This window comes from Paracoccus angustae, assembly GCF_042648745.1.
Classification (GTDB): Bacteria; Pseudomonadota; Alphaproteobacteria; order Rhodobacterales; family Rhodobacteraceae; genus Paracoccus; species Paracoccus angustae.
The window spans coordinates 19,272-39,427 of sequence record NZ_JBHRXY010000023.1 but is presented as its reverse complement, the minus strand read 5'-3'; the positions used below and the strand labels follow the sequence as shown (position 1 = coordinate 39,427).

Genomic DNA, 20,156 nt, shown 5'->3' with positions numbered 1-20,156 from the left:
TCGGGGCCCAGCAGCACCTGGGCCTGGCCGCCGGCATGCAGATCCAGGGCGGCGGCCTTGCCGGTCAGCGCCAGCCGACCCGCCGTGGCCCTGACGGCCAGGGGGTGGGCCGCGCCGCCGATCCAAAGCTGCCCGGCTTGTCGGATCCGCGCCTCCAGGGCATCGGTCAGCGCGCCGGCCGTCAGCCTGCCCGAAGCCACGTCCAGGGTGCCGCCGCCGCTTTTCAGGGCGGCGATGCCGGCGTTCGCAAGGCCGAAGCGCACGAAGTTCCCGGCCAGGTCCACGGTGTCCGCCGCATGGGCGCCCGGCAGGTCGCCCGTGGACCAGTTGTAGCGGTTGTCCCAGCGGAAGCCGTCAAGGTCGGGGTCGGGCAGAAACACCAGATCGGCGGGGGTGGTGCGGGCCGGGACCGGGCGGCCGAAGCGGCTCTTGGTCCAGCGCACCCCCTGGCGCACGACATCGCCGATGCTCGGCGCCGCCGCGGTGTCGGCCACGAACTCGGCGATCGTGCGCGAGGCCTGGCCCGCCAGCGTTCCGGCAAACCGCTGGATGGTGGTCTGGTCCAGGGTGGCGGCCGGAATGCCCTCGACGCCCCGGTTCTGCGACGACCATTTCCACGACTGCGTGTCGTCGGCCAGCTTGGCCGAGGTCGAGACGCCGTAGAGCCAGTTGGTGCCCGGCTTTGCGGCCACCTCGGCGGGGTCGTCGGGATTGGCGCGGTGGGCGATGACGTTGCCCTTCATCGCCGACAAGGGGCCGTTCACGTCGTAGCCCCAGTCCACCGCCCCTTCGGAATATGCGACTCTCTTGTAACCTGCTGAGAAGGCCACGTTGTCGAGCATGTTGTTGAATTGCGCGGTTCCTGCGAAGCTGTTGACGGCGGCTTGCAGGTTATTGTCGACGAACAGGTTGCCCTCCAGATGCACGCCTGCGCGCAGCTGCACCCCGCAGGACGAGGCCCGCGACAGCAGGTTGTCGCGGATGGTGACGTCGAGGCTGCCCTCGCTGAGATAGATGGCGTGGGAAAACATCGTCACCGGCTGGGGCATGGTCGCCGAGCCGTTGTGGTCGTAGCCGTCGGCCCATCCGGCATGGTCGATCAGGCAGCTGTCGATCACGATGCCCTCGGTGCCGGCATAGATGCCGGGCAGGTGGTTGCCGTTGGCCACCCATTTGCCGTCCGACGAGACGGACAGGGGCGCGTCGTACCAGGCCCGGAGGATGGTCGTTTCGCGCACCGTGACCAGCCAGTTGTTCGACAGCTCCATGGCCAGGCCGATGTCCACGTGATCGTAGGCATGGCAGAAGGTGTACCACTGGCGCAGCTTTTCGCGGTTGGTCTGCACGTCCCGGAAAACGCAGTAAGGGCTTGCCAGGAAGTTGTTGGCCAGCCGGACCACCGGGGCCGCGCCCGCGCCCCAGGCCGCGATCACCATCGGGTGCAGCTCGTCCTCGCCCATCAGCCCGCCCCAGTCAAAGCCGCTGTAGTCGTGGCCGCGCTCCAGAAAATAATGATCCGACCGGCAAGGCTGGTTGTCGGCGACAACCGCAGCCCTGTAGAGGGCCAGGACATCCTGATGGATCGCCATCTGGGGCGTGCCGCCGTATTGCGGGCGGGCCAGCAGCCAGGCGCCCGTCACCTGCGCCTCGGTCGTGGCGGTGCCGGCCGCCGTGGCATGGGCGGCGATCGTGGCCCTGGTCAGGGCGCTGGACGACAGCGAGACATAGATCTTGCGGTGCCGCTGGCCCGGCTCGCAGACAAAGCGGTTGCTGCCGTCCACCGGCAGCCAGTAGCCCTCGCCGGACGGATGGCCGCGCTTTTGCTGCCTTTGGGCGCGAACCACCGCCTTGCGGTCCGCCTGCATGGAAAGGGCGACATCGCCCGCGTCCCTGACGTCCAGCAGGTTCAGCGTCGTCTTGCCGTCACCGCGCGCGACCGCGCTGCCCGACGAGGGCGCGGACAGCGCCTGGTCATAGACGTTGATGCGCCCGGCATGGCCTTGCAGCAGCTTGTGGGCGCGCGACCACAGATCGACACTCTCGGTCTGGCCGTTCGCGGCCAGCGTCACCCGGGTGTCGGGCGCGAAATTGAAATCGATCTTCACGACGTGCCTCCAATCGCAATCTCGTTCGACATCTGCCGGCGCGCGCCGTGGCTGTCCGTCGCGGTTTCCAGAAAGCCGATCCTGCGGCCCGCATCGGCGGCCTGGATCTGGTAGGTTTCCCCCGTCGCGTCCGGGATGGGGGCGCCGTCGCGCTGCCACTGGCCTTGACGGGACATGGGGGCCGCATCGCCGTCGCCGACGGGAAGGCCGCGGGAAACCACGCCCAGCGAGGCGCCGACCTGCGCGGTTCCGCCGATCCGGGCGGGCACAAGCCACAAGGGTCCCTTTTTCAGCTCCGCGGCCTGGATCGTGTAGCTGCCGGCATAGATCTGCGGCTCGATGATCTCGATCCCGGCGGTGCCGGCGGGATCGACGACCAGCCCCAGCGTCGCATCGCCCGCCACGCTCAGCCTGGCGGGTTCGGGCGTGGCCACGATCGGCAAGGCCAGGGCCTTCGACAGGCTGGTGGCGCGGATCTCGCCCTGGGCGGCGGTTTCGGCATGAACGATATCCTGTCCGGCGTGGCTGGCGGCCGGCGCAAAGGAAAGTCCCGCGGCATCCGCGATGACCGTGCCGTTTGCCAGCCACTGCCGGGTCACGACAACCGGGCCGCGCGCCGCGTCGCAGGCCCAAAGGCCCGGTTCGGCGGCCAGCCCGTCATCTCCGTCCCGGATGGCCGGCGCCGCCAGGCAGACGGGTCCGCGGGCCAGGTCGGCCAGGGCCAGCAGATAGCTGCCGGCATGGGGGGAAGGGGCCGCGACCTCGACGGTCAGGGCGACCGGGTTGACCGGCACCGACGCGTTGTCCGAAGCGACGGCGACCAGAAGCCCCTGCACGGGCTGCGCTTGCAGCGCACGCGGGGCGCGCGGGGCATAGCCCACGCCGATCTTCAGCATCATGCGAGCGCGACGATATCGGTGGCCGAGGTGCCGGTGGACAGGATGCGGCGCGCGCGGATCGGAAAGGGGGCGCCGGGCAGGACAAAAACGCGGCCCGTGTCCCCGGCGATCGTGATCAGCTGGACGAAACCCTCGGTTCCGACGGCGATGGCGCGGGTCGGAAAGGCCAGATCGGCCGTGTCGCTGGGCGTGACGCCGGCCAGCCGGGCAGCCGGGCTTTCAAGGCCGGGCACCTGGTTGCGGAAAGGATCGTTCATGAAGGCCTCCTGGAGGCCGACCGCCCGAGACACGGGTCGGAACGGCGCGGTTGAATAACGGCGCCTGGAAGTGTGTTAAAGAAGGGTTAAGGCTTGGTGGACCGACCGGCCGTTGCATCGGCAACGCCCGTTTCCGGCTTGCGTTTTGCCGTTTCCGGGACCGCGCCGGGACTTTGCCCAGGCTTTTCCGGGGCCTTGGGGCCGCACCCGGGCCCCCTGCCCGCGGGAATCAGCGGTGCCGATAGGCCTTTTTTCCCGACCCCGCAGCGGCCGACCCTTCCGGTTTTCCGCGCGACGCCACTTCTTCGTTGCACGAATCCCCCACCATGGGCACGAAGAAACCGAAACGGTCCGTTCAGAAGCCGTCAAGGCCCGGTCATTCCAGGGGGCGCGATGAAGCTTTATTATTCGGTGTCGTCGGCGGGAAATTTCGGCGACGACATGAACGAATGGTTCTGGGACGGCCTGCTTTCGGGCTGGCGCGACGCCCAGCCGGACGTGACGCTGTTCGGCATCGGGACCATCCTGGGCAGAAAGATCCTGGACGCCCATGGCCGCGTCCTGGTTTGCGGCAGCGGCGCGGGCTATGGCACAGCCCACGGCATCGACCGCGGCAAGGTCGACATTTCCTGGGTGCGGGGGCCGCGGACCGCCGCCCTGATCGGCGCGGAACGGGGCCTGGCGATCACCGATCCCGCCTGCATGGCAACAACGATGCCGCGGTTTTCCGGCCTGCCGCGCGGGACGGGCGGGACGATTTTCATCCCGCACCGATCGACCGCGCGGCTGGATCTGGACTGGGACCGGATCGGCCGCCAGGCCGGCCTGCGCGTCGTGCTGCCCGGGGGCGAGGCTCATGCGGTTATTGCCGACATCGCCTGCGCCGGTCTCGTGGTGGCGGAATCCATGCATGCCGCGATCTTTGCCGATGCCTTCCGGGTTCCCTGGGTTCCGATCAGGATTTCCAATGAGTTCAACGAATTCAAATGGCACGACTGGGCCGAGAGCGTCGAGGTGCCGATGCGGATCCAGGACGCCCTGGTTCTGCCCCGGAAGCTGTGGTTCCTGCTGCGCGATGCCCGGGCCAGGCTGCGTCCGGCCAGGGCCGCGGGGCCGGACCCGGGCGGCGCCGGCGGCCAGCCCGGTTCCGCCCGCGCCGCGACCCCGGATCCGGCGGATCTGGGCGAGAAAGGGCGCCGGCGCGTGAAGGGCCTGGCCAAGACCCTTGCCCCGGTGCTGGAGCTTGCGATCGGCCGCGACCTGAGGCGGGCCAGCAGCAGCGCCCCCCACCTGAGCCGCGACGGCGTAGTGGCGGACAGGATCGAGCGGATCCGCGACAGGCTTGCCCTTGTCCAGCGCCGGATCGACGCCGATCTGGGACGGGCCTGACGCCTCAGGCCGGGGAAGCCGGGGGCTGCCAGGCGCCCGCCCGTTCGGCCTCGATCTCGGCCACGGCGCGGGCCTTGCCCACGGTCAGCGCGCGGCGCTGATAGGCGCGGATGAAGCGGCGCAGCTCGGCGTCCCCGTGCCGGCTTTCGCCGCGCAGCCAGGCGGCCAGAAACCCCTGGATCGTGGCAAGCCCGCCCAGCACGTAGGGGGGATGGGCCATGCGGTAAATCCCGGTGGCGATGAAGTACAGGGGATCCGAGCCCATGTAATACTGTCCGAAGCCGTGCCGCCTGCGCCCGGTGAAGACGCTTTTCTGCGACGAGCCCATCGGGCGCAGATGTTCGAAGCGCAGGTCGTCGTCGTTCCAGCTGACCGCGATCCAGCCAAGCTGGCGGGCCTTGTGGCAGTCGATGGCGTCCCACATCACCTCGCGCACGAAGCCGCCGATCTGTGCGAAGCATTCCCGGCGATAGAACTTGGTCATGCCGACCGACATCTCGTCGCCGCATTTCTCGGAAATCCAGCGGCCCGTGGCGGTGCGGAACCAGGGCTTGCCCGAACAGGTGCCGATGCGGGGGTTTTCCTCCATCCGCGCCATCAGGATCTCGAAATAGCGGGGCGGCAGATCCAGGTCGAGATCGAGCTTGCACAGATAGGGCCAGGCCCCGGCATCCGTCTGGTCCAGCCCGTGATAAAAGGCCTCGATCACGCCGGGGCCCACGGCGCGGTGGCCGCGGTCGGGCTTTGTCACGACCTGGATAAAGGAATGGCGCGCCGCGTATTCGGCCAGGATCGCCGGGGTGTCGTCGGTCGAGCCGTCGTCGACGATGATCCATTTCGCCGGCGGCGCGCTTTGGGCGATGACGCTGTCCAGCGTGCGGCGCATGTGACCGGCCTCGTTCCGGCAGGGAGAAACCAGAAGATAGGCGCGATCATCGGCCCTTCGCGGGATCGGGGAAGACACGGGCAGACCTTTCCTTCGGGGATCGACAGGCGGGTTCTGCCTGTCCTGCGGCCGAATCACAAGCGGGCGGACCCTTGCCGGGTCCGGCAACACCGCCCGGAACGGGACGGAGATCCCGTCCGGGCGGCAAAATCTCAGCCCCAGATTGCGCTGCGCGAAATCCCGCAACCCGTGATGCAGGCCAGGCATCGGTTTCCATACAACAGGCTTGAATAATTCTTCCCCATGGACTGTTAACCATTTCCGAGGCTTGTCCGTCCTTGCCGGAAGATGATAAAAATCCGCGGGAACGTCGGCCGGTGCCGATCCTGTGCCGATAACGAGTGAAAAGGTGTACGATGACCGTTTTGAAGACCCTCCTGGCCGGCCTTGTTCTGGCCGCTTCCACCGCCGGCGCCCATGCCGCGACCTATTACGCCAACAGCGTGATCGACGTGAACGCCGGCCTTTGCACCGGCTCGGCACGCGCCTGCGCGGCCAATGACCGCCAGAACGTGAACAATGCCGTGGATACGGACGACAGCACGTTCTACGCGCTCGGCTTCGGCGGCGACATCACGGTGGGCTTCGCGCTGCCGCTGTTCACCAACCCGCAGAACGTGCAGGCCTTCGAGATCACGTTCAACCGCAAGGCCGGCCATGACGAGGCCGCCAAGGTTTATTCGGTCCTGGACGGGGTCGAGACCTTTCTGGGCACGATCACCAACTTCGTTGGCGGAAACAATGTCGTGGCCTCGACGGCTTTCGAATACATCAAGCTGGTCGACGTGTCGCGGACCGTTTTCCCGGCGACCACCAGCCATGACGGCTTCGACCTGAGCGCGATCAAGGTTTCGCCCGTTCCGCTGCCCGCAGCCGGCGTCCTGATGCTGGCGGGCCTCGGCGGCCTGGCCGCGCTGCGCCGCCGCAAGCCCGCCGCCTGATCCGGACTGCCGGAAACCGCGAAGCCCGCCCGGCCAGGGCGGGCTTTGTGCTGCACGCCGTTTTTGCAGGTTCCTGAAAAGGCCGCGAAGATTTGACCGACTTGTCTGCATGGACAACATGAAACTGTTATCCCCGCGCGGTAAGGTCGCGCTATAAGGGAAACTGCCATTTCCTTTTCAGCGGTTGCATAGGTATTTTCAGCTCATGGCCTCCAGCGAAGACATCGTATCCCTCAAGGACCGGACCTCGTTCAATGCGGCCGGGGTCTTCCTGCTCGCCCTGGCGACTCTTGCCGCGGGCTGGTTCTTCATCGACGGGCTGGACGCGCTGCTGCTGGCCTGGCAGACGCCGGAATACAGCCATGGCCCGCTGATCCCGGTTCTTTCGGCGCTGATGTTCCTGCGCGAGCTGAAGCAATACCCGGCCCCGGACGGCCCGGTGCGGGACCGCTGGCCAGGCGTCGCGGTTCTGGCCCTGGCCTTCGCCTGCGGCGCCCTGGGCAAGCTGGCGCAGGTCGACGACATCGTGGCCTATGCCACGATCATCTGGGTGGCGGGGATCATCCTTGTGACCATGGGATGGTCGCGGGGCCGGCATTTCTGGCCCGCGGTGCTGCACCTGGTCTACATGCTGCCGCTGCCCGCAACGCTGTATTACAAGGTGTCGATCTGGCTCCAGATGGTGTCCTCGGAAATCGGGGTGGGCATCCTGAAGCTGCTGTCGGTGCCGGTTTTCCTGGAAGGCAACATCATCGACCTGGGGGTGATGCGCCTGCATGTGGCCGAGGCCTGTTCCGGCCTGCGCTACCTGTTCCCGATCATGTCCTTTTCCTACATCTTCGCGGTGCTTTACCAGGGGCCGAAATGGCACAAGGCGGTGCTGCTGCTGGCGGCGGTGCCGATCACCGTTCTGATGAACTCGGTCCGCATCGCCGCGGCCGGGATCATCGCCAATGTCTACGGGATCGAGTGGCTGGAGGGATTCACCCATTTCTTCGAAGGCTGGGTGATCTTCATCATCTGCATCGTGCTGCTGTTCGCGCTGGCCCGGGTGATGCTGCTGTTCCATCCCGGCCGCCCGACCCTGGGCGATGCGCTGGACCTGGAAACGACGGGGCTGCTGGCCCAGGCGGGGCGGATCCGGCACATTGCGCCCTCGGCGGCCCTGGTGGCGGCGGCGTTTCTGGGGCTGGCGGCGCTTGCCGCCTGGCAGATGGTGCCGCAGGATCGCGGCCAGCCCGTCGCCCGCAGCGCCTTTGCCCTGTTCCCCACCCGCCTGGGCGACTGGCAGCAGCGCGGCCCCGAGGAGCGGCTGACCCCCGAGATCGCCAAGGCGCTCGGCGCGGACGATTACCGGCAGGTGACCATGATGCGCGACGCCGCCACGCCCACGGTGGGGCTGTTCATGGCCTTTTATCACGACCAGTCGAAGGGCGGGGTCCATTCCCCGGAAATCTGCCTGCCCTCCTCGGGATGGGAAATCGCCCGGCTGGAGCGGGTGGACATCGCCCCCCGCCTGGGCGTGGACGGCGCGTTCCTGCTGAACCGGGCGATCATCCAGAAGGGCGAGGCGCGGATGATGGTTTATTACTGGTTCCAGCAGGGCGAACGCCGCGTGGCCTGGGATGTCGCCGCCAAGTTCTATCTGCTGGCCGACGGCATCCGGTCGGGCCAGACCGATGGCGGCATCGTGCGCCTGACGACCGCCATGGCCCCCGACGAATCCGAGGCCTCGGCCGAGGCGCGGCTGCTGGACATGACCCGGCAGGTCATCGCGCCCTTGCCGAAGTTCATGCCGGAAGACTGACCCGGTCCCTTCATCTTCGCGATAAATATCCCGCAGGGGGTCCGGGGGACGTGAAGTCCCCCGGCTGCCGCGGGCAAGCCGTCAGCCGTCGGCCTCGGGCAGCAGAACCGGCGCCGGCCCGGGCTGCCCTTGCAGGATCCAGTCGTAAACCCGGGCGATCTGCCGGGCCTTGGCGGCCCAGGTGAAATCCTGCAACACCCTTTCCCGCGCGGCCCGGGCCAGCGGCGGCAGGACCGAAGGGTCGGCCAGCACCCTTTCCAGGGCGTCCCGCAGCCCGGCGACGATCTCGCCGCGCGATCCAAGCGGGATCTTGAAGCCGGTGTGCTTTGTGACCAGCTCGCCCGGTCCGGCGTAATCGACCACCAGGGGCACCACGCCAAGCGCCATCGCCTCCAGCACCACGCCGCCGCCGAATTCGCGAATGGACGGAAAGGTCAGCAGATTGGCCCGCGCCAGGACTTCCTGAACCGATTCATGGGCCAGGTTGCCGTGAAAGGTCACCGCTCCGTCGATTCCCAGGTCGCGGGCCTGCGCCCGCAGCCCCTCCATCATCGGCCCGTCGCCGATCACGTCCAGCACCAGCCGCCCGGCCTGGGCCGGGGCCGCTATCGCCTGCAACAGCATGTCCGGCCCCTTGTAGGGCACCAGACGGCCGATAAAGCAGGCGCGCAGCGGCCCGGACAGATCCTGGGGGGCCGTCAGGTTGAAGCGGGCCGGGTCGATGGCGTTCTCGGGCAGCCAGATGGTTCTGGGCCGATGGCGGGCAGGAATTTCGCTTTCGGTGTGACGCGATCCGGCCAGGATGGCCGAGGCGGCGGCCAGGCTGCGCCCGCGCAGCGGGTTCAGCTTGTAGGCGCCGCGCACATAGGACAGCCATTCGCGTTCCCGCCGCCGTTCGGCATCGAAGCCCGGGGGCCAGGGCACGCCGCCGTTCAGCGGGCCCAGCACAAAGGGCACCCCGGCCGCCGCCACCTTGGCGGCCATGGGCGAGGCGATGGTGGGCGACAAGGGCGTCACCCGATGAACCAGGTCGTAATCCCCGGCCCGGATCCGGCTTCCGAAACGCTGCCAGACCAGCCGCTCGAAGTAAGGATAGGTCACGGCGTTGATGGCCGTGGACATGGTCCAGCCCTTGCCCTTGCCCATCCGCAGGATCCCGGCCAGCCGGTGCATCGGGCGGGCAAGGGCCTCGCTGTCGATGGCGGTGAAGTCCCGGCCCTCGACCAGCCCGGCGCGCCCGATCGCCTCGCGGTTGCGGATCTGCGTCACGACATGGACATCGGCCACCTGGCGCAGGGCGTGGGCCAGCGACCAGCCGACCAGGGGAACCGACACCCATTCGGGATTGGCGGCCTCGGCGATGACAAGGACGCGGGGACGGATCGTCATGGCTTTCCTCCGGCCAGGGCCGCGGCCAGCGCATCCGCGCTGCGGCGGGAACTGAAATCCGCAAGGATCCGCCGGCGCGCCGCCTTGCCCAACGACTGGCGCAGTTCCCCGTTCTCCATCACCCTGGCCATGGCCCCGGCCAGCGCCTCCGCATCGCCGGGCGGCACCAGAAGCCCGTCCTGCCCTTGGGTGATCAGCTCTCCGACCCCGCCGGCATCGGTGCCGATCACCGGCAGTTCGCAGGCCATGGCCTCCATATAGGCGACGCCCAGGGGCTCGTGGCGGCTGGCCAGCACAAAGCCGTCGGCGGCTTGCAGCTCGTTGCGCACGGTGTCCTGCGTGACCGATCCCAGAAGGGCGACCGCCTCGCCAAGCCCGGCGGCCGCGATCATCGCGTCCAGGTCGCGGTGATAGCCGGTGCCGGCCTGCTCGTCCTCGCCCGCGATGCGGATGCGGAAGCGCAGGCCGGGACGGCGCGCGCGCAGAAGGCCTGCCGCCTCGATCAGCGTGTCGTGGCCCTTGACCCGGTTCAGCCGGGCGCAGCAGAACCAGCCGAAGGGATCGGGCGCGTCCGGGCGCGGCGCGGCGGGGGGGCCGAACAGGTCGGTATCGACCCCCATCGGCACGACCGAGACCTTGGCCATCATGTCGGGCATGACGCCCGCGACCTCGGCCCGCAGCGTTTCGGTGATAACGAAGACGAAGCTGGCGCCCTTCCACTTGAAGGGCTGGTCCGGGCCGTAATCGGACAATGGCCCGTGCAGGACCAGGCTATAGGGAATGGCGCTGATCCGGTGGCACAGGGCGGCGATCAGGGCGAAATTCGCGCAGGAATGGACATGCAGATGCGTCAGCCCCCGCGCCTTGCAGATCCGCGCCAGCCGCAGCGCCATCAGCACAAAGGCCCAGGCCCGGGGCTGGCGCAGGATCCGGCGGATGTCGGGATCGGCGGCCAGGCGCGGCAGGGCCGCCAGCAGATCCGGCGCCAGCCGCGCCAGATCCGCCCGGGGAACCGGGTAAAGCTGGATCGCCGCGGCCTGCCCGACCCAGTCATGCCAAACGGGCTTCGGCGCCAGCCGGGTCGAGACGATCTGCGCGCCGATCCCGTGGCTGGCCGCCAGGGCCTCGATTTCCCGCCAGAAGAAGGAATGGGTCTGGCCCGGGAATTCGGGGATCAGAACGGCGATCCGGTCGGGCAGGCTCATGCGGCGTCTCCTTGCTGCCGGAACAGCGCGCCCAGCTTTTCCGCCTCGCGGGCGATGTCGAATTCGGCCTCGACCTTGTGCCGCCCGGCCTCGCCCATCCTTGCCGCCCGGTCCGGCGCCGACAGGATGTCGCAAACCGCCGCCGCCAGGGCCGTCGCGTCCCCCGGCGGCACGATCCGGCCCGAAACCCCGTCATCGACCAGTTCGGGGATGCCCGCGATGCGGGTGGCGACCACGGGGCGGCGCGCGGCCATGGCCTCCATCAGCACCACGGGCACGCCTTCGGCGAAGGACGGCAGCACGAACACCGCCGCGCGGGCCAAGGCACAGGCCACCTCGTCCTGGCTTTGATAGCCGGTGAAGCGGACCGCGTCCTCCAGGCCCAGGCGGCGCACCCGGTCTTGCAGCGCGGCCCGGTCCGGCCCGTCGCCGATCAGCACCAGATGCGCGCCGGGATGGGCCGCCCGGATGTGCGGCATCGCCTCGATCAGCAGCGGCACGCCCTTGGCCGCCGTCATGCGGCCGACGAACAGCAGGTCCTGGCCTGACGCCGGGGGCGCGTCATAGCGGGCGGGTTCCACCCCGCAATGGACGACGTGCAGCCTGGCCCAGTCCTCGACCGGGCTGACCAGCATGGCCTGCGACCGGCAGAAATGCGAGATGCAGGACACGAAAACCGCGTCATGGATCTTGGCGTCCAGCCGCCACAGCTTGGGGTCGGTGAAATCGGCGGGGCCGTGCAGGGTGAAGCTGAAGGGAATGCCCGCCAGGCGCGCGGCCAGCATCGCCACCGTGCCGCTGGCCTGGGCGAAATGGCTGTGCAGATGCGTGACGCCTTGCCCGGCCAGGTGCCGGGCCAGCACCGTCGCCTCGAGGAAATAGAAGATCTGATAGGCCGCCGCCCGCAGCCCCGGCCCGCGCATCGACCAAGCCTTGCGCAGGGTGCGCGCGTAAAGGCGGGGGTTTCTCAGCGCCGCGATCTGGGCGCCGATCAGGCGGCGCGGATTTTTGGCCGCCTCCAGCAGGTTGAAGGTCCGGGCCGCCTCGGCCCGCTCGGCCGGGCCGCGAAGCTGGTCCGGGCCGGGGCGGCGGACCGAACAGGTCAGGATCTCCAGCCCCTGCGCCCTCAGCGCCGCCACCTCTCTCAGGATGAAGGTATGCGAGACGGTCGGATAGGAGCCGGCCAGATAGGCAACGCGGGGGATCGGCATGGGACAGGATGCACTCTTGAAACCGTCTGGCGGCATCTAAACGCAAAAGGCCCGGCAAGGCCATGGCCGCGCGGCAGGAATTTCCGGGTCCGCGGGCCGCTGCCCGGCCTTGCGCCGCGGCCGGAAACCCCCGCAGGCCGGTTTCCATGGATGCTGGCGCATCCCCTGCGGCCCGGCCATAGTCCGGGAAACGCCGTGTTCCGCATCCTGTCAGGACTGTCCCGCCCCATGCTGACCTGGTCTCTTGTGATTCCGACCTATAACCGCCGCGAGGTGCTGCTGCGCGTGCTGCCGCCGGCCTTGGGGCAGACCGTCCCGCCGGTTCAGGTCGTGATCGTGGATTCCTCGCGGGACTGGCAGGATACGCGGGATGCGGTCCGGGCGATCGCCGCGCGTCATCCCGCCATCCGGCTGGATTACCTGCAAGCGGAAACGCCGTCTTCCGCCACGCAGCGCAACCAGGGGGTGGAACAGGCGATCGGCGACATCGTGGTGATGATCGACGACGACAGCTTTCTTTACCCCGACTACGCGGAACGGATCCTGGCGGTCTATGCCGCCGATGCCAGGGGGGTGCTGGCGGGCGTCAATGGCGTGAACGTGCCGGTGATGTTCGATGCCCATGCCGAAGCCTCGGCCGGGCTGGCGCACAAGGACGACACCCAGGACAGGATCAGGGGCCTGCGCGACCGGATCATGCGCTATCGGCTGGGCCGCTGGATCAGCCGCCGGATCCTGTTCCAGGACATGCACGCGCTGTTTCTGAAATACGACGGAGAACGGGGCCTGGAGGTTCCGGCGGAGTTCGCGGGCCTGGCCGTTTCGCCCATGACCTTCATGTCGGGCCACGGTCTCAGCGTGCGGCGGCGCATCGCCCTGGCCGAGCCCCTGGACCGGTCGCTGCGCTATTACGCGGCGCTGGAGGATCTGGATGCCTCGTACCGCTATGGCCGGCATGGCCTCCTGCTGCGCGCCGACGGCGCCAGGCTTCATCATTTCGAGGTCGCGGGCGGCCGCGTCAAGCGCAGAACGGCGACGACCTTCCAGCTGCTGAACATGCTGGTCTTCATCAAGCGCAACGCCCGTCGGCCGGAGGCATGGCTGGCGACCTATCGGTGGATGCTGTGGCGCCGCCTGCTGGGCGAGACCATCAAGGATGCCTTGTCGCGCCGCTGGGATTTTCCGCAGGCCAAGGGCGTGCTGACGGCCATGCGCTGCTGGCGCGAGGTCTGGGCCATCCCGGTCGCGGATCTGGACGGATGGTATCCCGGCTATCAGCGCGCCATTCTGGACCGCATCTGACCGGCAGCGGGAACCGGCGCGCGGTTCCGATGCAGGCAATTCAGGACGGCCCGTTCGAAATCCTGCGCCGCCTGCGCCAGTTCCCGGCTTTGCGCCGTCCGAAAGGCCGCCCGGGAGGCAGCCTGCCATTCCTCTGGCGAGCGGTCCAGGAAATCCAGGACGGATTTCGTGAACTCTCCCGCATCCAGCGAGGACAGGACGCCGTTCCGGCCGTCGATCAGGTCGGGCGCCGCCCCGGCCGGGGTGGCGATGACGGGCGTCCGGCTGGCCATGGCCTCCAGGATCGGCAGGCCGAATCCCTCGCTGCGCGTCACGAACAGCCACAGGTCGCAGGACCGGTAGATTTCCGGGATCCGGGTCTGGTCGGGGAGGCGTTCATAGGCGATGAAATCCGGGAAGTCGTCCGGGACCGCGCCGGTGCCGAAAGACAGAAAGCCGGTGGCGGGGCGGAGGGCATGGATGCGTCTTGCAACCTCGACCGCCATGGCGCTGTTCTTGTCGGGAAGCGAGGCGTACATGAAGCCGATCCGGGGCGGTTCGTTGCGCGGCCGTTCGGGCGCCGTGAACTTGGCCGTGTCCACGCCGTTCATGACAACCGTGCTGTCTTGGCCGAACTCCTCCAGCAGCCTGTTTCTCAGCCAGGATGCCACAACGATCTTGTCGTTGCGCTGGCGATAGACCGCCCTGACCCGCTTGCTGAACCTGGGATTGAAGTCCTCGTATCCCTGAATGAAATGGATGTGGCGGCCCTTCGACGCGGGCAGGCGGCTGGCCCATTCCGCCGTTGTCCACAGGGTCGAAATGATGGCATCCGCATCGGGCAGGCTTGCGGCGCGGACGGGCCTTGCCTCGTCCAGGTGGTAAACGGGAACATCGAGTCCTTCGAAATGTCCGCGCGCCGGCTCCAGCGGCAAGGTCGGGCGGCCAAGTCCCGCCAGATTGAGAAGACGCCGCTTCGGGCCGGGCTCGTGGCCGGGTCTGCGCACCGCGAAGCTGACCTGGTGACCCTGCTCAAGAAGATGCCGGGTATATTGCGCAGCCACGCGCAACCCGCCAGACAGACCGGAAAGCTCCGGCAAGGCAAAAGTGAAACGCATTTTTCTGAAATCTCGAATTGTCGGATGCGGCTGGCCTGCGCCGGATCCTGATAAGCGTTCCGGCGCAGGCCATGCAACCGTGTCCGATGCGGCTTTCAACCCGGTTCCCCATCCCGGACCCGCCCTGTGCGCCGCCCTTGCCGGGATCCGAACAGCAGCGGCCATATCACCAGCCGGGTAAAGTCGCTGAAAAACCGTTTCGGACTTCGCCTTTCCTGCCTTCTCAGCAGCGCCAGCGGCGCATTGAGCCCCGCCCCCGCAAGCCAGGCCAGTCCCGCGGCAAGGGCGCCCGCGCGGCCCTGCGTCTTGAGATGATACTGCCGCCAGGAATCGTACCAGTAGGCCGGTCTGCGCTTGCGGACAGGCGCGCCGCTTTTGACATCGGTGGCAGCCCCTTCCACGTGCCGGACACGGGCCGCAGGGACATAAAGGATCTGATGCCCGGACTTTCGCATGCGAAACATCAGTTCGACCTCCTCGTAGTACAGGAAGAAATCGGGATCGAACCCTCCCAGGTCGCGAAGCACGGACAGGCGCATCATCACTGCCGCGCCTGAAACCCAGTCCACGGGGCCTTCGGGCTGGTCCGCGGGCAGGGGCACCAGCCTGTCGCGGAAAAGCCGACTGAGGGGACCGAAATTCACGGCCTGGGCGAATTCGCTGCGGGCCGAGGGGAAACGGAAGGCGGCCGTGACGGGAATGCCCGAAGGCAGGGCGATTCCCGCCCCGGCCGCCGCGGCTTGCGGGGTCCGGTCCAGGCGGTCCGCCAGAATGGCCAGGGCTTCGTTCTGCAACTGCGCATCGGGGTTCAGAAGAAAGACGTAGTCGGGCGGCTGCGGCCGAGCCGCCAGGGCGCGCAGGACGACATTGTTGCCGCGCCCGAAGCCGTGGTTGCGGGTTTCGGGCCAAAGCCGGACCCGGTTCCCCCAGTTCCGCGCGCTGTGGGCCCTTGCCAGAACGGCGGCATCCCCGCCGGGCGAGGCGTTGTCCAGAAGATGCACCTCGACCGGGTGGCCGTCATGGTCGCGCGACAGGACACTGTCCACCGCGGCGATGGCCAGACCGGCGGTGCCGTAATTGACGATGATAACGGCGATGCGGGAAGACATGGCGGCAGCCTATCGGACAAGGGTAAACAAGGGGCAAACGGGTCATGGCCTCCATAATCGCAGAACCCGCAGGGCGCCCAGGGAAATCAGACCCGGGCCGGCCCATTCCAGGGCGGTGTTGGTCCGCAAACCCCAAACGGGCATTCCCAGCAGCCTGTCGGCATGGTGAAACCCGACGGCCCGCATCAGCACGAAGGTGCAAACGAAGACCAGCCCCAGAACGGGCAGAGCGCTGCGCGACCAGCTGCCCCTGAGCAGCCGCAGCAGGATTGCCAGAAAGATTACAGCCAGCCCCGCCAGCCCCAGCAGAAAGCCCATCTGCACCAGGCGCCGCTGGCCATACCAGCCCTGGACCTTGGCCATGCAGCGTCCCGCCGCCGTCAGCGCCGATTGCAGGTCGAGCTGCTTGTTGACGGCAAGGCCTGCCAGAAGCAGCAGGGTCAGGATCCAGAAGGCCCGCTCCCGGCCGCGCGTGGCGGCGGGAAAACCCGTGCGGCTGGCATGAAAGGCCAGGATGGCCGTGCCCAGATAGACCAGCACGGTCGCCCATCCCTGCCAGGTCGGATCGCCGATTCCCGGATGCCAGCGTGCCAGGACGCACTCCATCACAACGGCGCCCTTGTTCTGACCCATCCCAGAAAGGCGCGGTCGGCGCTGCGCAGCCGCGGCCGGCCCGTCGCGGCCCACCAGCTGCGCCATTCCGCCTGCAACGCATGGACATCGGCCCCGGGAACAAGGGCGCGGGCCTGGTCCAGCGTTTCGGGACGCAGATGCGGCCCTTCGCCCGGCTCCAGCGGCGCCGCGCGCGGGGTCACGCGCAGGATGTCGCCCCCTTCCTCGGACAGAAGGTAATCGGGCAGGCGGTTTTCCCGGATCATCTCTCGCAGCATGGCGCGGAAGACGCGAAGCGGGCTGGCCGAGCCGGTCTTCTTGGCCAGCACGGCGATCGAGACGGTCCATTCCGACTGCCGCCCGCAATGCTTGCGGGCAAGCTCGTAGATCCGCCGCTCGAGCGGCTTTCGCATGCGAAAATAATCCCGGCTCAGCGTCAGGACGGATCGCGACAGAACGGCATTGAACAGCCAGTCCGACAAGGTGATGGCGACGGCGACCATCCGGCCGCCGCGGGTCTTGCGCACGATCTCCCAGCTTTCGATAAGGCCGAAGCCATGGGTGATTTCGTGAGGGCCGGTGACGATGTTGGTGGTGATGCGGGTGCCGGCCAGGCGTTCGAAGGCCTCGCGCAGCCGCTTGTAGCCATCGCCCGAGGTTTCGCGGTTGGTGGCCTGCAACAGGTCGCGCGCGGTCAGGGTCAGCCTGCGCGACACGGCCCGGCCCGTGTTCAGCGCGGCCATCAGCTGGCTGATGCAGAAGATCAGGATGTCGGCGTCGAAGATGGTGGCCCGACCCTTGACGCTGGGCGTGACGGTCAGGGTGGCGCCGTTGTGGTCGTAGCTGACCACCCGCCGGTCGGGCCGCGTGGACAGCGAAAAGATCGGATGTTCCATCGAGGCGAGGTCATGCTTGGGCACCGCGGCGAAAAAATCGCAGACGAAGAAATCCTGCATGAGACGCGTTTCGGCCGCCGCCCCCGCGGGAGATGCTGGAACCATCCTGTCCCTTCCTGTCCCCTCCCCCGGACGGCTTTCCGGCTTGCGGGCTGCTGTTGCCGCTTGCGCGATCCCCGTTGCGGTTCCTAGGTCCGCCGCGCCGGGATTCGTCGTTTCATTGACGCGATCCTACTTATCCACAAGCGGACCGTCCAGCGGGGCCCCGATGGGAAGCAACGGGTTTCGGGGGATCGGAATCGCCCAAACGTGGCTTCGGATTCGGAAAAACGTGGTATCGGATTCACCGAAACTGCCGCCGAACCCGGAAAAACTTTTATTGGCCAATAAGATAGCCGATCATTCGGCGTCTTGCCCTTGTCCGTAACTGAATACTAACTGGATTATAACAAGAAGAGGCTGGCGAAACTGCAACAGACAGGCCGTTCCGGCTGGGAAAATGCTTGGGGAAAGATCGGTATGTTGCGAAAATTCTCGCATGTGCCGCATTTATGGATAGGATGCAGGAAAAGCGGTACATGAGGGCAGAGAAGTGGCAAACGGGCAGGACATCCCCCCTTATTTCAATCTCTCGCCCGACCGCGCCCTGACCATGCTGGAAGAACCGACGGGCACCGAGGGGCTGGCGGGGATCGCCGCGAACTATCGCCGGGGACGTCAGGATCTGATCGGACGAGGGCTCGAGAACAGTGGCGAACGGCGGCTGCGGCTCTTTTCCACATGGGAAATCACCCGGTACCTGATCCCGGTGGCGCCCCAGCATTTCCGCCGCGTCCTGCGCCAGAACCCCGACCTGCCGCAAGGCCGGTCCGAAACCGAGGGCGGCGCCAAGTGGTTCACCCTGGAGGAGGTGCAGCGCCTGCGCGCCCATTTCGGCGCCGAAGGATCGAAGGCCAAGGAATACCTGCCCTATCGCCCCAAGGGCCTGCCCGCCAAGATCGTGGCGGTGGCGAATTTCAAGGGGGGCGTCGGCAAGACCTCGACCTGCGCCCATCTGGCGATGTCGGCGGCGCTCGACGGCTACAAGGTGCTGATGATCGACCTGGACAGCCAGGGTTCGCTCAGTTCGATCTTCGGGGCGCAGGTCGAAGACGAATGGCAGACCGTTTTTCCGCTGCTGGCGCGCCATTACGGCGAAACGCTGCGGTCCGACAACCAGCGCCGCATCGACCGGGGCGATCCGCCGGTGGCGCTCGACGACAGTCTGTCGGACGCGCTGAAGATCAAGGCAGGCGACCTGATCCGCCCGACCCATTGGCCCAATATCGATCTGATCGGGGCGCAACTGAACCTGTATTGGGCCGAGTTCCAGATCCCCGTTTGGCGCATGGCCTCGCGCGGCTGGAAGCTGTGGGACGCCCTGACCGAGACGCTGGCGGCGGACGGCATTCTCGACCGCTATGATCTGGTCTTCCTGGATACTCCCCCCGCGCTTGGCTACCTGACCATCAACGGGCTGGCCGCGGCCGACATCCTGCTGGTGCCCTTCGGGGCGTCCTTTCTGGAATTCGACTCGACCGGGCGCTTCTTCGACATGCTGCATTCGACCTTTGCCAGCATCGAGGACAGCGAGAACATCGCCGCCCGCGCCCTGGGCCGCGAGGAGTTGCATTTCCAATGGGATGCCGTGCGGGCAGTGATGACGCGATACGATGCCAGCCAGCAGGCCGAACTGGCCGGGCTGATCCAGTCCTATCTGGGCCCCAGCCTGTCGCCGCACCGCCAGGACTTCACCGCGTTGATCGGCCAGGCGGGCGAACAGGTCCATGGCATCTACGAGGCCGATTACCGCGATTTCAACCGCGAAACCTATGCCCGCGGCCGCGAGACCTTTGACCGCACCTATGCCGCATTCAAATCGCTGCTTTTGGGCATCTGGCGGCGCGAGGAACGGGCCGGGCAAAAGGCATGAAGTTTCGCATGCGAAATTCTGGAAAGGAATGATGATGGCCAAGCGCAAGCGGCTGACCGCCTTTGGCATGGTGGGCGACGCGGAGGCAACCCCTGCCCCCGTTCCCCCTGTGGCCCGCATCGCCGCCGAGGCCGCCGCGCAAGCGGCATTGGAGGATCTGGCGGCCGAGCTGCGTCAGGCCCGCGACAGCGGCCGGATGGTGCTGGACCTGCCCCTGGCCTCGGTCGAGGCCACGCATCTTCAGCGCGACCGCATGCACATGGATCCCGATGACATGGCTTCGCTGAAGGCCAGCATCCGCGACCGGGATCAGCAGATGCCCATCGAGGTCGTGGCCCTGGCCGAGGGGCGCTATGGGCTGGTGTCCGGGGCCCGCCGCCTGGCCGCCCTGACAGCGCTGTTCCGGGAAACCGGCGAGACGCGCTTTGCCACCGTCAAGGCCCTGCTGCGCCCTTTCGACGCCGCGCCCGAAGCCTATCTGGCCATGGTCGAGGAAAACGAGATCCGCGCCGACCTGTCCTTCTATGAACGTGGCCGGCTGGCCCACGAAGCCGCCCGCATCGGCGTCTTCGACAGTCCGGCGGCGGCGGTCAGGATGTTGTTCCAGCATGCCCCTGCCCCCAAGCGGTCCAAGATCCTGTCCTTTGTGGCGCTGCACGAGGCCTTGGGCGATGTGCTGCGCTTTCCCGAGGCAATTCCTGAAAAGCTGGGTCTGGCCCTGGTCAAGGCCATGGAGGCCGATCCTGACATGGCCGGCCGGGTGAAGGCCCGCCTGAAAAGCGCGGCGCCGGGCAGCGCATCAGCAGAACGGACGATCCTGGAGGCGGCGCTGCGCCCGGAGGCTGACGCAAGGCCGGTTACGGAGACCAAGGATCTTCGGGAAACCTTCGGGGCAGGCGTCGTGATGAAGGCGCGCCTTGGCCGTGTCGTCTTGACCGGCCAGGGCGTCACCGAAGATTTCCTGCGCGATCTGGCCGAATGGCTTGGCGAACGCGACTGAAGTTTCGCATGCGAAATGT

General features: G+C 67.6%; 17 protein-coding genes. 6 read left to right on the top strand and 11 right to left on the bottom strand.

The window, feature by feature from the left end:
• From ACFOM8_RS17705 to ACFOM8_RS17695, 3 genes are all read right to left on the bottom strand, one after another.
• The coding region (locus tag ACFOM8_RS17705; protein ID WP_377763477.1) for a hypothetical protein at positions 1-2,105 on the bottom strand (2,105 nt) is incomplete at its 3' end.
• Positions 2,102-3,004, bottom strand: a complete 903-nt coding sequence (locus ACFOM8_RS17700) for a hypothetical protein (RefSeq protein ID WP_377763475.1) — start codon at positions 3,002-3,004, stop codon at positions 2,102-2,104. The genes ACFOM8_RS17700 and ACFOM8_RS17705, both read right to left, overlap by 4 nt.
• On the bottom strand, positions 3,001-3,261 hold the full coding sequence (locus ACFOM8_RS17695) for a spike base protein, RCAP_Rcc01079 family (RefSeq protein WP_377763474.1): 261 nt from the start codon (positions 3,259-3,261) through the stop codon (positions 3,001-3,003). The genes ACFOM8_RS17700 and ACFOM8_RS17695 overlap by 4 nt, the downstream gene beginning before the upstream one ends.
• Positions 3,262-3,654: 393 nt before the next feature.
• Between ACFOM8_RS17695 and ACFOM8_RS17690 the strand changes: the two genes are divergently transcribed.
• Complete coding sequence (locus ACFOM8_RS17690) at positions 3,655-4,650, top strand: polysaccharide pyruvyl transferase family protein (protein ID WP_377763472.1); 996 nt, start codon at positions 3,655-3,657, stop codon at positions 4,648-4,650.
• 4 nt (positions 4,651-4,654) lie between these two features.
• Here the strand turns inward: ACFOM8_RS17690 and ACFOM8_RS17685 are convergent, their stop codons facing one another.
• The gene (locus tag ACFOM8_RS17685) at positions 4,655-5,614 is read right to left on the bottom strand and encodes a glycosyltransferase (protein ID WP_377763470.1); all 960 of its coding nucleotides are present in this window, start codon (positions 5,612-5,614) and stop codon (positions 4,655-4,657) included.
• A gap of 338 nt (positions 5,615-5,952) precedes the next feature.
• On the opposite strand from ACFOM8_RS17685, the gene ACFOM8_RS17680 reads away from it, so the two are divergent.
• Together ACFOM8_RS17680 and xrtD are read left to right on the top strand one after the other, a co-directional pair.
• Positions 5,953-6,537 carry a VPLPA-CTERM sorting domain-containing protein gene (locus ACFOM8_RS17680; protein WP_377763469.1) on the top strand — a complete coding sequence of 195 codons (585 nt, stop codon included), beginning with the start codon at positions 5,953-5,955 and terminating at the stop codon, positions 6,535-6,537.
• Positions 6,538-6,742: 205 nt separating this feature from the next.
• Entirely contained in the window at positions 6,743-8,344 is a 1,602-nt protein-coding gene (gene xrtD, locus ACFOM8_RS17675) for a VPLPA-CTERM-specific exosortase XrtD (RefSeq protein ID WP_377763467.1), read from the top strand.
• Between the two features lie 81 nt (positions 8,345-8,425).
• Here the strand turns inward: xrtD and ACFOM8_RS17670 are convergent, their stop codons facing one another.
• Genes ACFOM8_RS17670 through ACFOM8_RS17660 form a run of 3 tightly spaced genes read right to left on the bottom strand, consistent with a single transcriptional unit; the run spans position 8,426 to position 12,149 of the window.
• A complete protein-coding gene (locus ACFOM8_RS17670) occupies positions 8,426-9,733 on the bottom strand; it encodes a glycosyltransferase family 4 protein (protein WP_377763465.1) in 1,308 nt (435 codons plus the stop codon).
• On the bottom strand, positions 9,730-10,938 hold the full coding sequence (gene epsE, locus ACFOM8_RS17665; RefSeq protein WP_377763464.1) for an exopolysaccharide biosynthesis GT4 family glycosyltransferase EpsE: 1,209 nt from the start codon (positions 10,936-10,938) through the stop codon (positions 9,730-9,732). Before epsE ends, ACFOM8_RS17670 begins: the two co-directional genes overlap by 4 nt.
• Entirely contained in the window at positions 10,935-12,149 is a 1,215-nt protein-coding gene (locus ACFOM8_RS17660) for a glycosyltransferase family 4 protein (protein ID WP_377763462.1), read from the bottom strand. Before ACFOM8_RS17660 ends, epsE begins: the two co-directional genes overlap by 4 nt.
• A gap of 150 nt (positions 12,150-12,299) precedes the next feature.
• Between ACFOM8_RS17660 and ACFOM8_RS17655 the strand changes: the two genes are divergently transcribed.
• The gene (locus ACFOM8_RS17655; protein ID WP_377763461.1) at positions 12,300-13,451 is read left to right on the top strand and encodes a glycosyltransferase family A protein; all 1,152 of its coding nucleotides are present in this window, start codon (positions 12,300-12,302) and stop codon (positions 13,449-13,451) included.
• Here the strand turns inward: ACFOM8_RS17655 and ACFOM8_RS17650 are convergent.
• The 4 genes from ACFOM8_RS17650 to ACFOM8_RS17635 form a co-directional block, all read right to left on the bottom strand.
• Positions 13,424-14,494, bottom strand: coding sequence for a glycosyltransferase family 4 protein (locus tag ACFOM8_RS17650; RefSeq protein WP_377763459.1), 1,071 nt, complete (start codon positions 14,492-14,494; stop codon positions 13,424-13,426). The two genes, ACFOM8_RS17655 and ACFOM8_RS17650, sit on opposite strands and share 28 nt — an antisense overlap.
• A 149-nt stretch (positions 14,495-14,643) precedes the next feature.
• Entirely contained in the window at positions 14,644-15,657 is a 1,014-nt protein-coding gene (locus ACFOM8_RS17645) for a glycosyltransferase family 2 protein (protein WP_377763457.1), read from the bottom strand.
• Positions 15,658-15,699: 42 nt separating this feature from the next.
• Positions 15,700-16,266 carry a hypothetical protein gene (locus ACFOM8_RS17640; RefSeq protein ID WP_377763456.1) on the bottom strand — a complete coding sequence of 189 codons (567 nt, stop codon included), beginning with the start codon at positions 16,264-16,266 and terminating at the stop codon, positions 15,700-15,702.
• A complete protein-coding gene (locus ACFOM8_RS17635) occupies positions 16,263-17,270 on the bottom strand; it encodes a replication initiator protein A (RefSeq protein ID WP_377763454.1) in 1,008 nt (335 codons plus the stop codon). Before ACFOM8_RS17635 ends, ACFOM8_RS17640 begins: the two co-directional genes overlap by 4 nt.
• A 547-nt stretch (positions 17,271-17,817) precedes the next feature.
• On the opposite strand from ACFOM8_RS17635, the gene ACFOM8_RS17630 reads away from it, so the two are divergent.
• A complete protein-coding gene (locus tag ACFOM8_RS17630) occupies positions 17,818-19,137 on the top strand; it encodes an AAA family ATPase (RefSeq protein ID WP_377763479.1) in 1,320 nt (439 codons plus the stop codon).
• Between the two features lie 34 nt (positions 19,138-19,171).
• Positions 19,172-20,137, top strand: a complete 966-nt coding sequence (locus ACFOM8_RS17625; protein ID WP_377763453.1) for a ParB/RepB/Spo0J family partition protein — start codon at positions 19,172-19,174, stop codon at positions 20,135-20,137.
• Positions 20,138-20,156: the final 19 nt, after the last annotated feature.

What these genes read in the sequence shown, in the direction of transcription:
- ACFOM8_RS17700 (WP_377763475.1), bottom strand. Translation starts at nt 3,004, where the DNA reads ATGATGCTGAAGATCGGCGTGGGCTATGCCCCGCGCGCCCCGCGTGCG.
- ACFOM8_RS17695 (WP_377763474.1), bottom strand. Translation starts at nt 3,261, where the DNA reads ATGAACGATCCTTTCCGCAACCAGGTGCCCGGCCTTGAAAGCCCGGCT.
- ACFOM8_RS17690 (WP_377763472.1), top strand. Translation starts at nt 3,655, where the DNA reads ATGAAGCTTTATTATTCGGTGTCGTCGGCGGGAAATTTCGGCGACGAC.
- ACFOM8_RS17680 (WP_377763469.1), top strand. Translation starts at nt 5,953, where the DNA reads ATGACCGTTTTGAAGACCCTCCTGGCCGGCCTTGTTCTGGCCGCTTCC.
- xrtD (WP_377763467.1), top strand. Translation starts at nt 6,743, where the DNA reads ATGGCCTCCAGCGAAGACATCGTATCCCTCAAGGACCGGACCTCGTTC.
- ACFOM8_RS17670 (WP_377763465.1), bottom strand. Translation starts at nt 9,733, where the DNA reads ATGACGATCCGTCCCCGCGTCCTTGTCATCGCCGAGGCCGCCAATCCC.
- epsE (WP_377763464.1), bottom strand. Translation starts at nt 10,938, where the DNA reads ATGAGCCTGCCCGACCGGATCGCCGTTCTGATCCCCGAATTCCCGGGC.
- ACFOM8_RS17660 (WP_377763462.1), bottom strand. Translation starts at nt 12,149, where the DNA reads ATGCCGATCCCCCGCGTTGCCTATCTGGCCGGCTCCTATCCGACCGTC.
- ACFOM8_RS17655 (WP_377763461.1), top strand. Translation starts at nt 12,300, where the DNA reads ATGCTGGCGCATCCCCTGCGGCCCGGCCATAGTCCGGGAAACGCCGTG.
- ACFOM8_RS17645 (WP_377763457.1), bottom strand. Translation starts at nt 15,657, where the DNA reads ATGTCTTCCCGCATCGCCGTTATCATCGTCAATTACGGCACCGCCGGT.
- ACFOM8_RS17635 (WP_377763454.1), bottom strand. Translation starts at nt 17,270, where the DNA reads ATGGTTCCAGCATCTCCCGCGGGGGCGGCGGCCGAAACGCGTCTCATG.
- ACFOM8_RS17630 (WP_377763479.1), top strand. Translation starts at nt 17,818, where the DNA reads ATGCTGGAAGAACCGACGGGCACCGAGGGGCTGGCGGGGATCGCCGCG.
- ACFOM8_RS17625 (WP_377763453.1), top strand. Translation starts at nt 19,172, where the DNA reads ATGGCCAAGCGCAAGCGGCTGACCGCCTTTGGCATGGTGGGCGACGCG.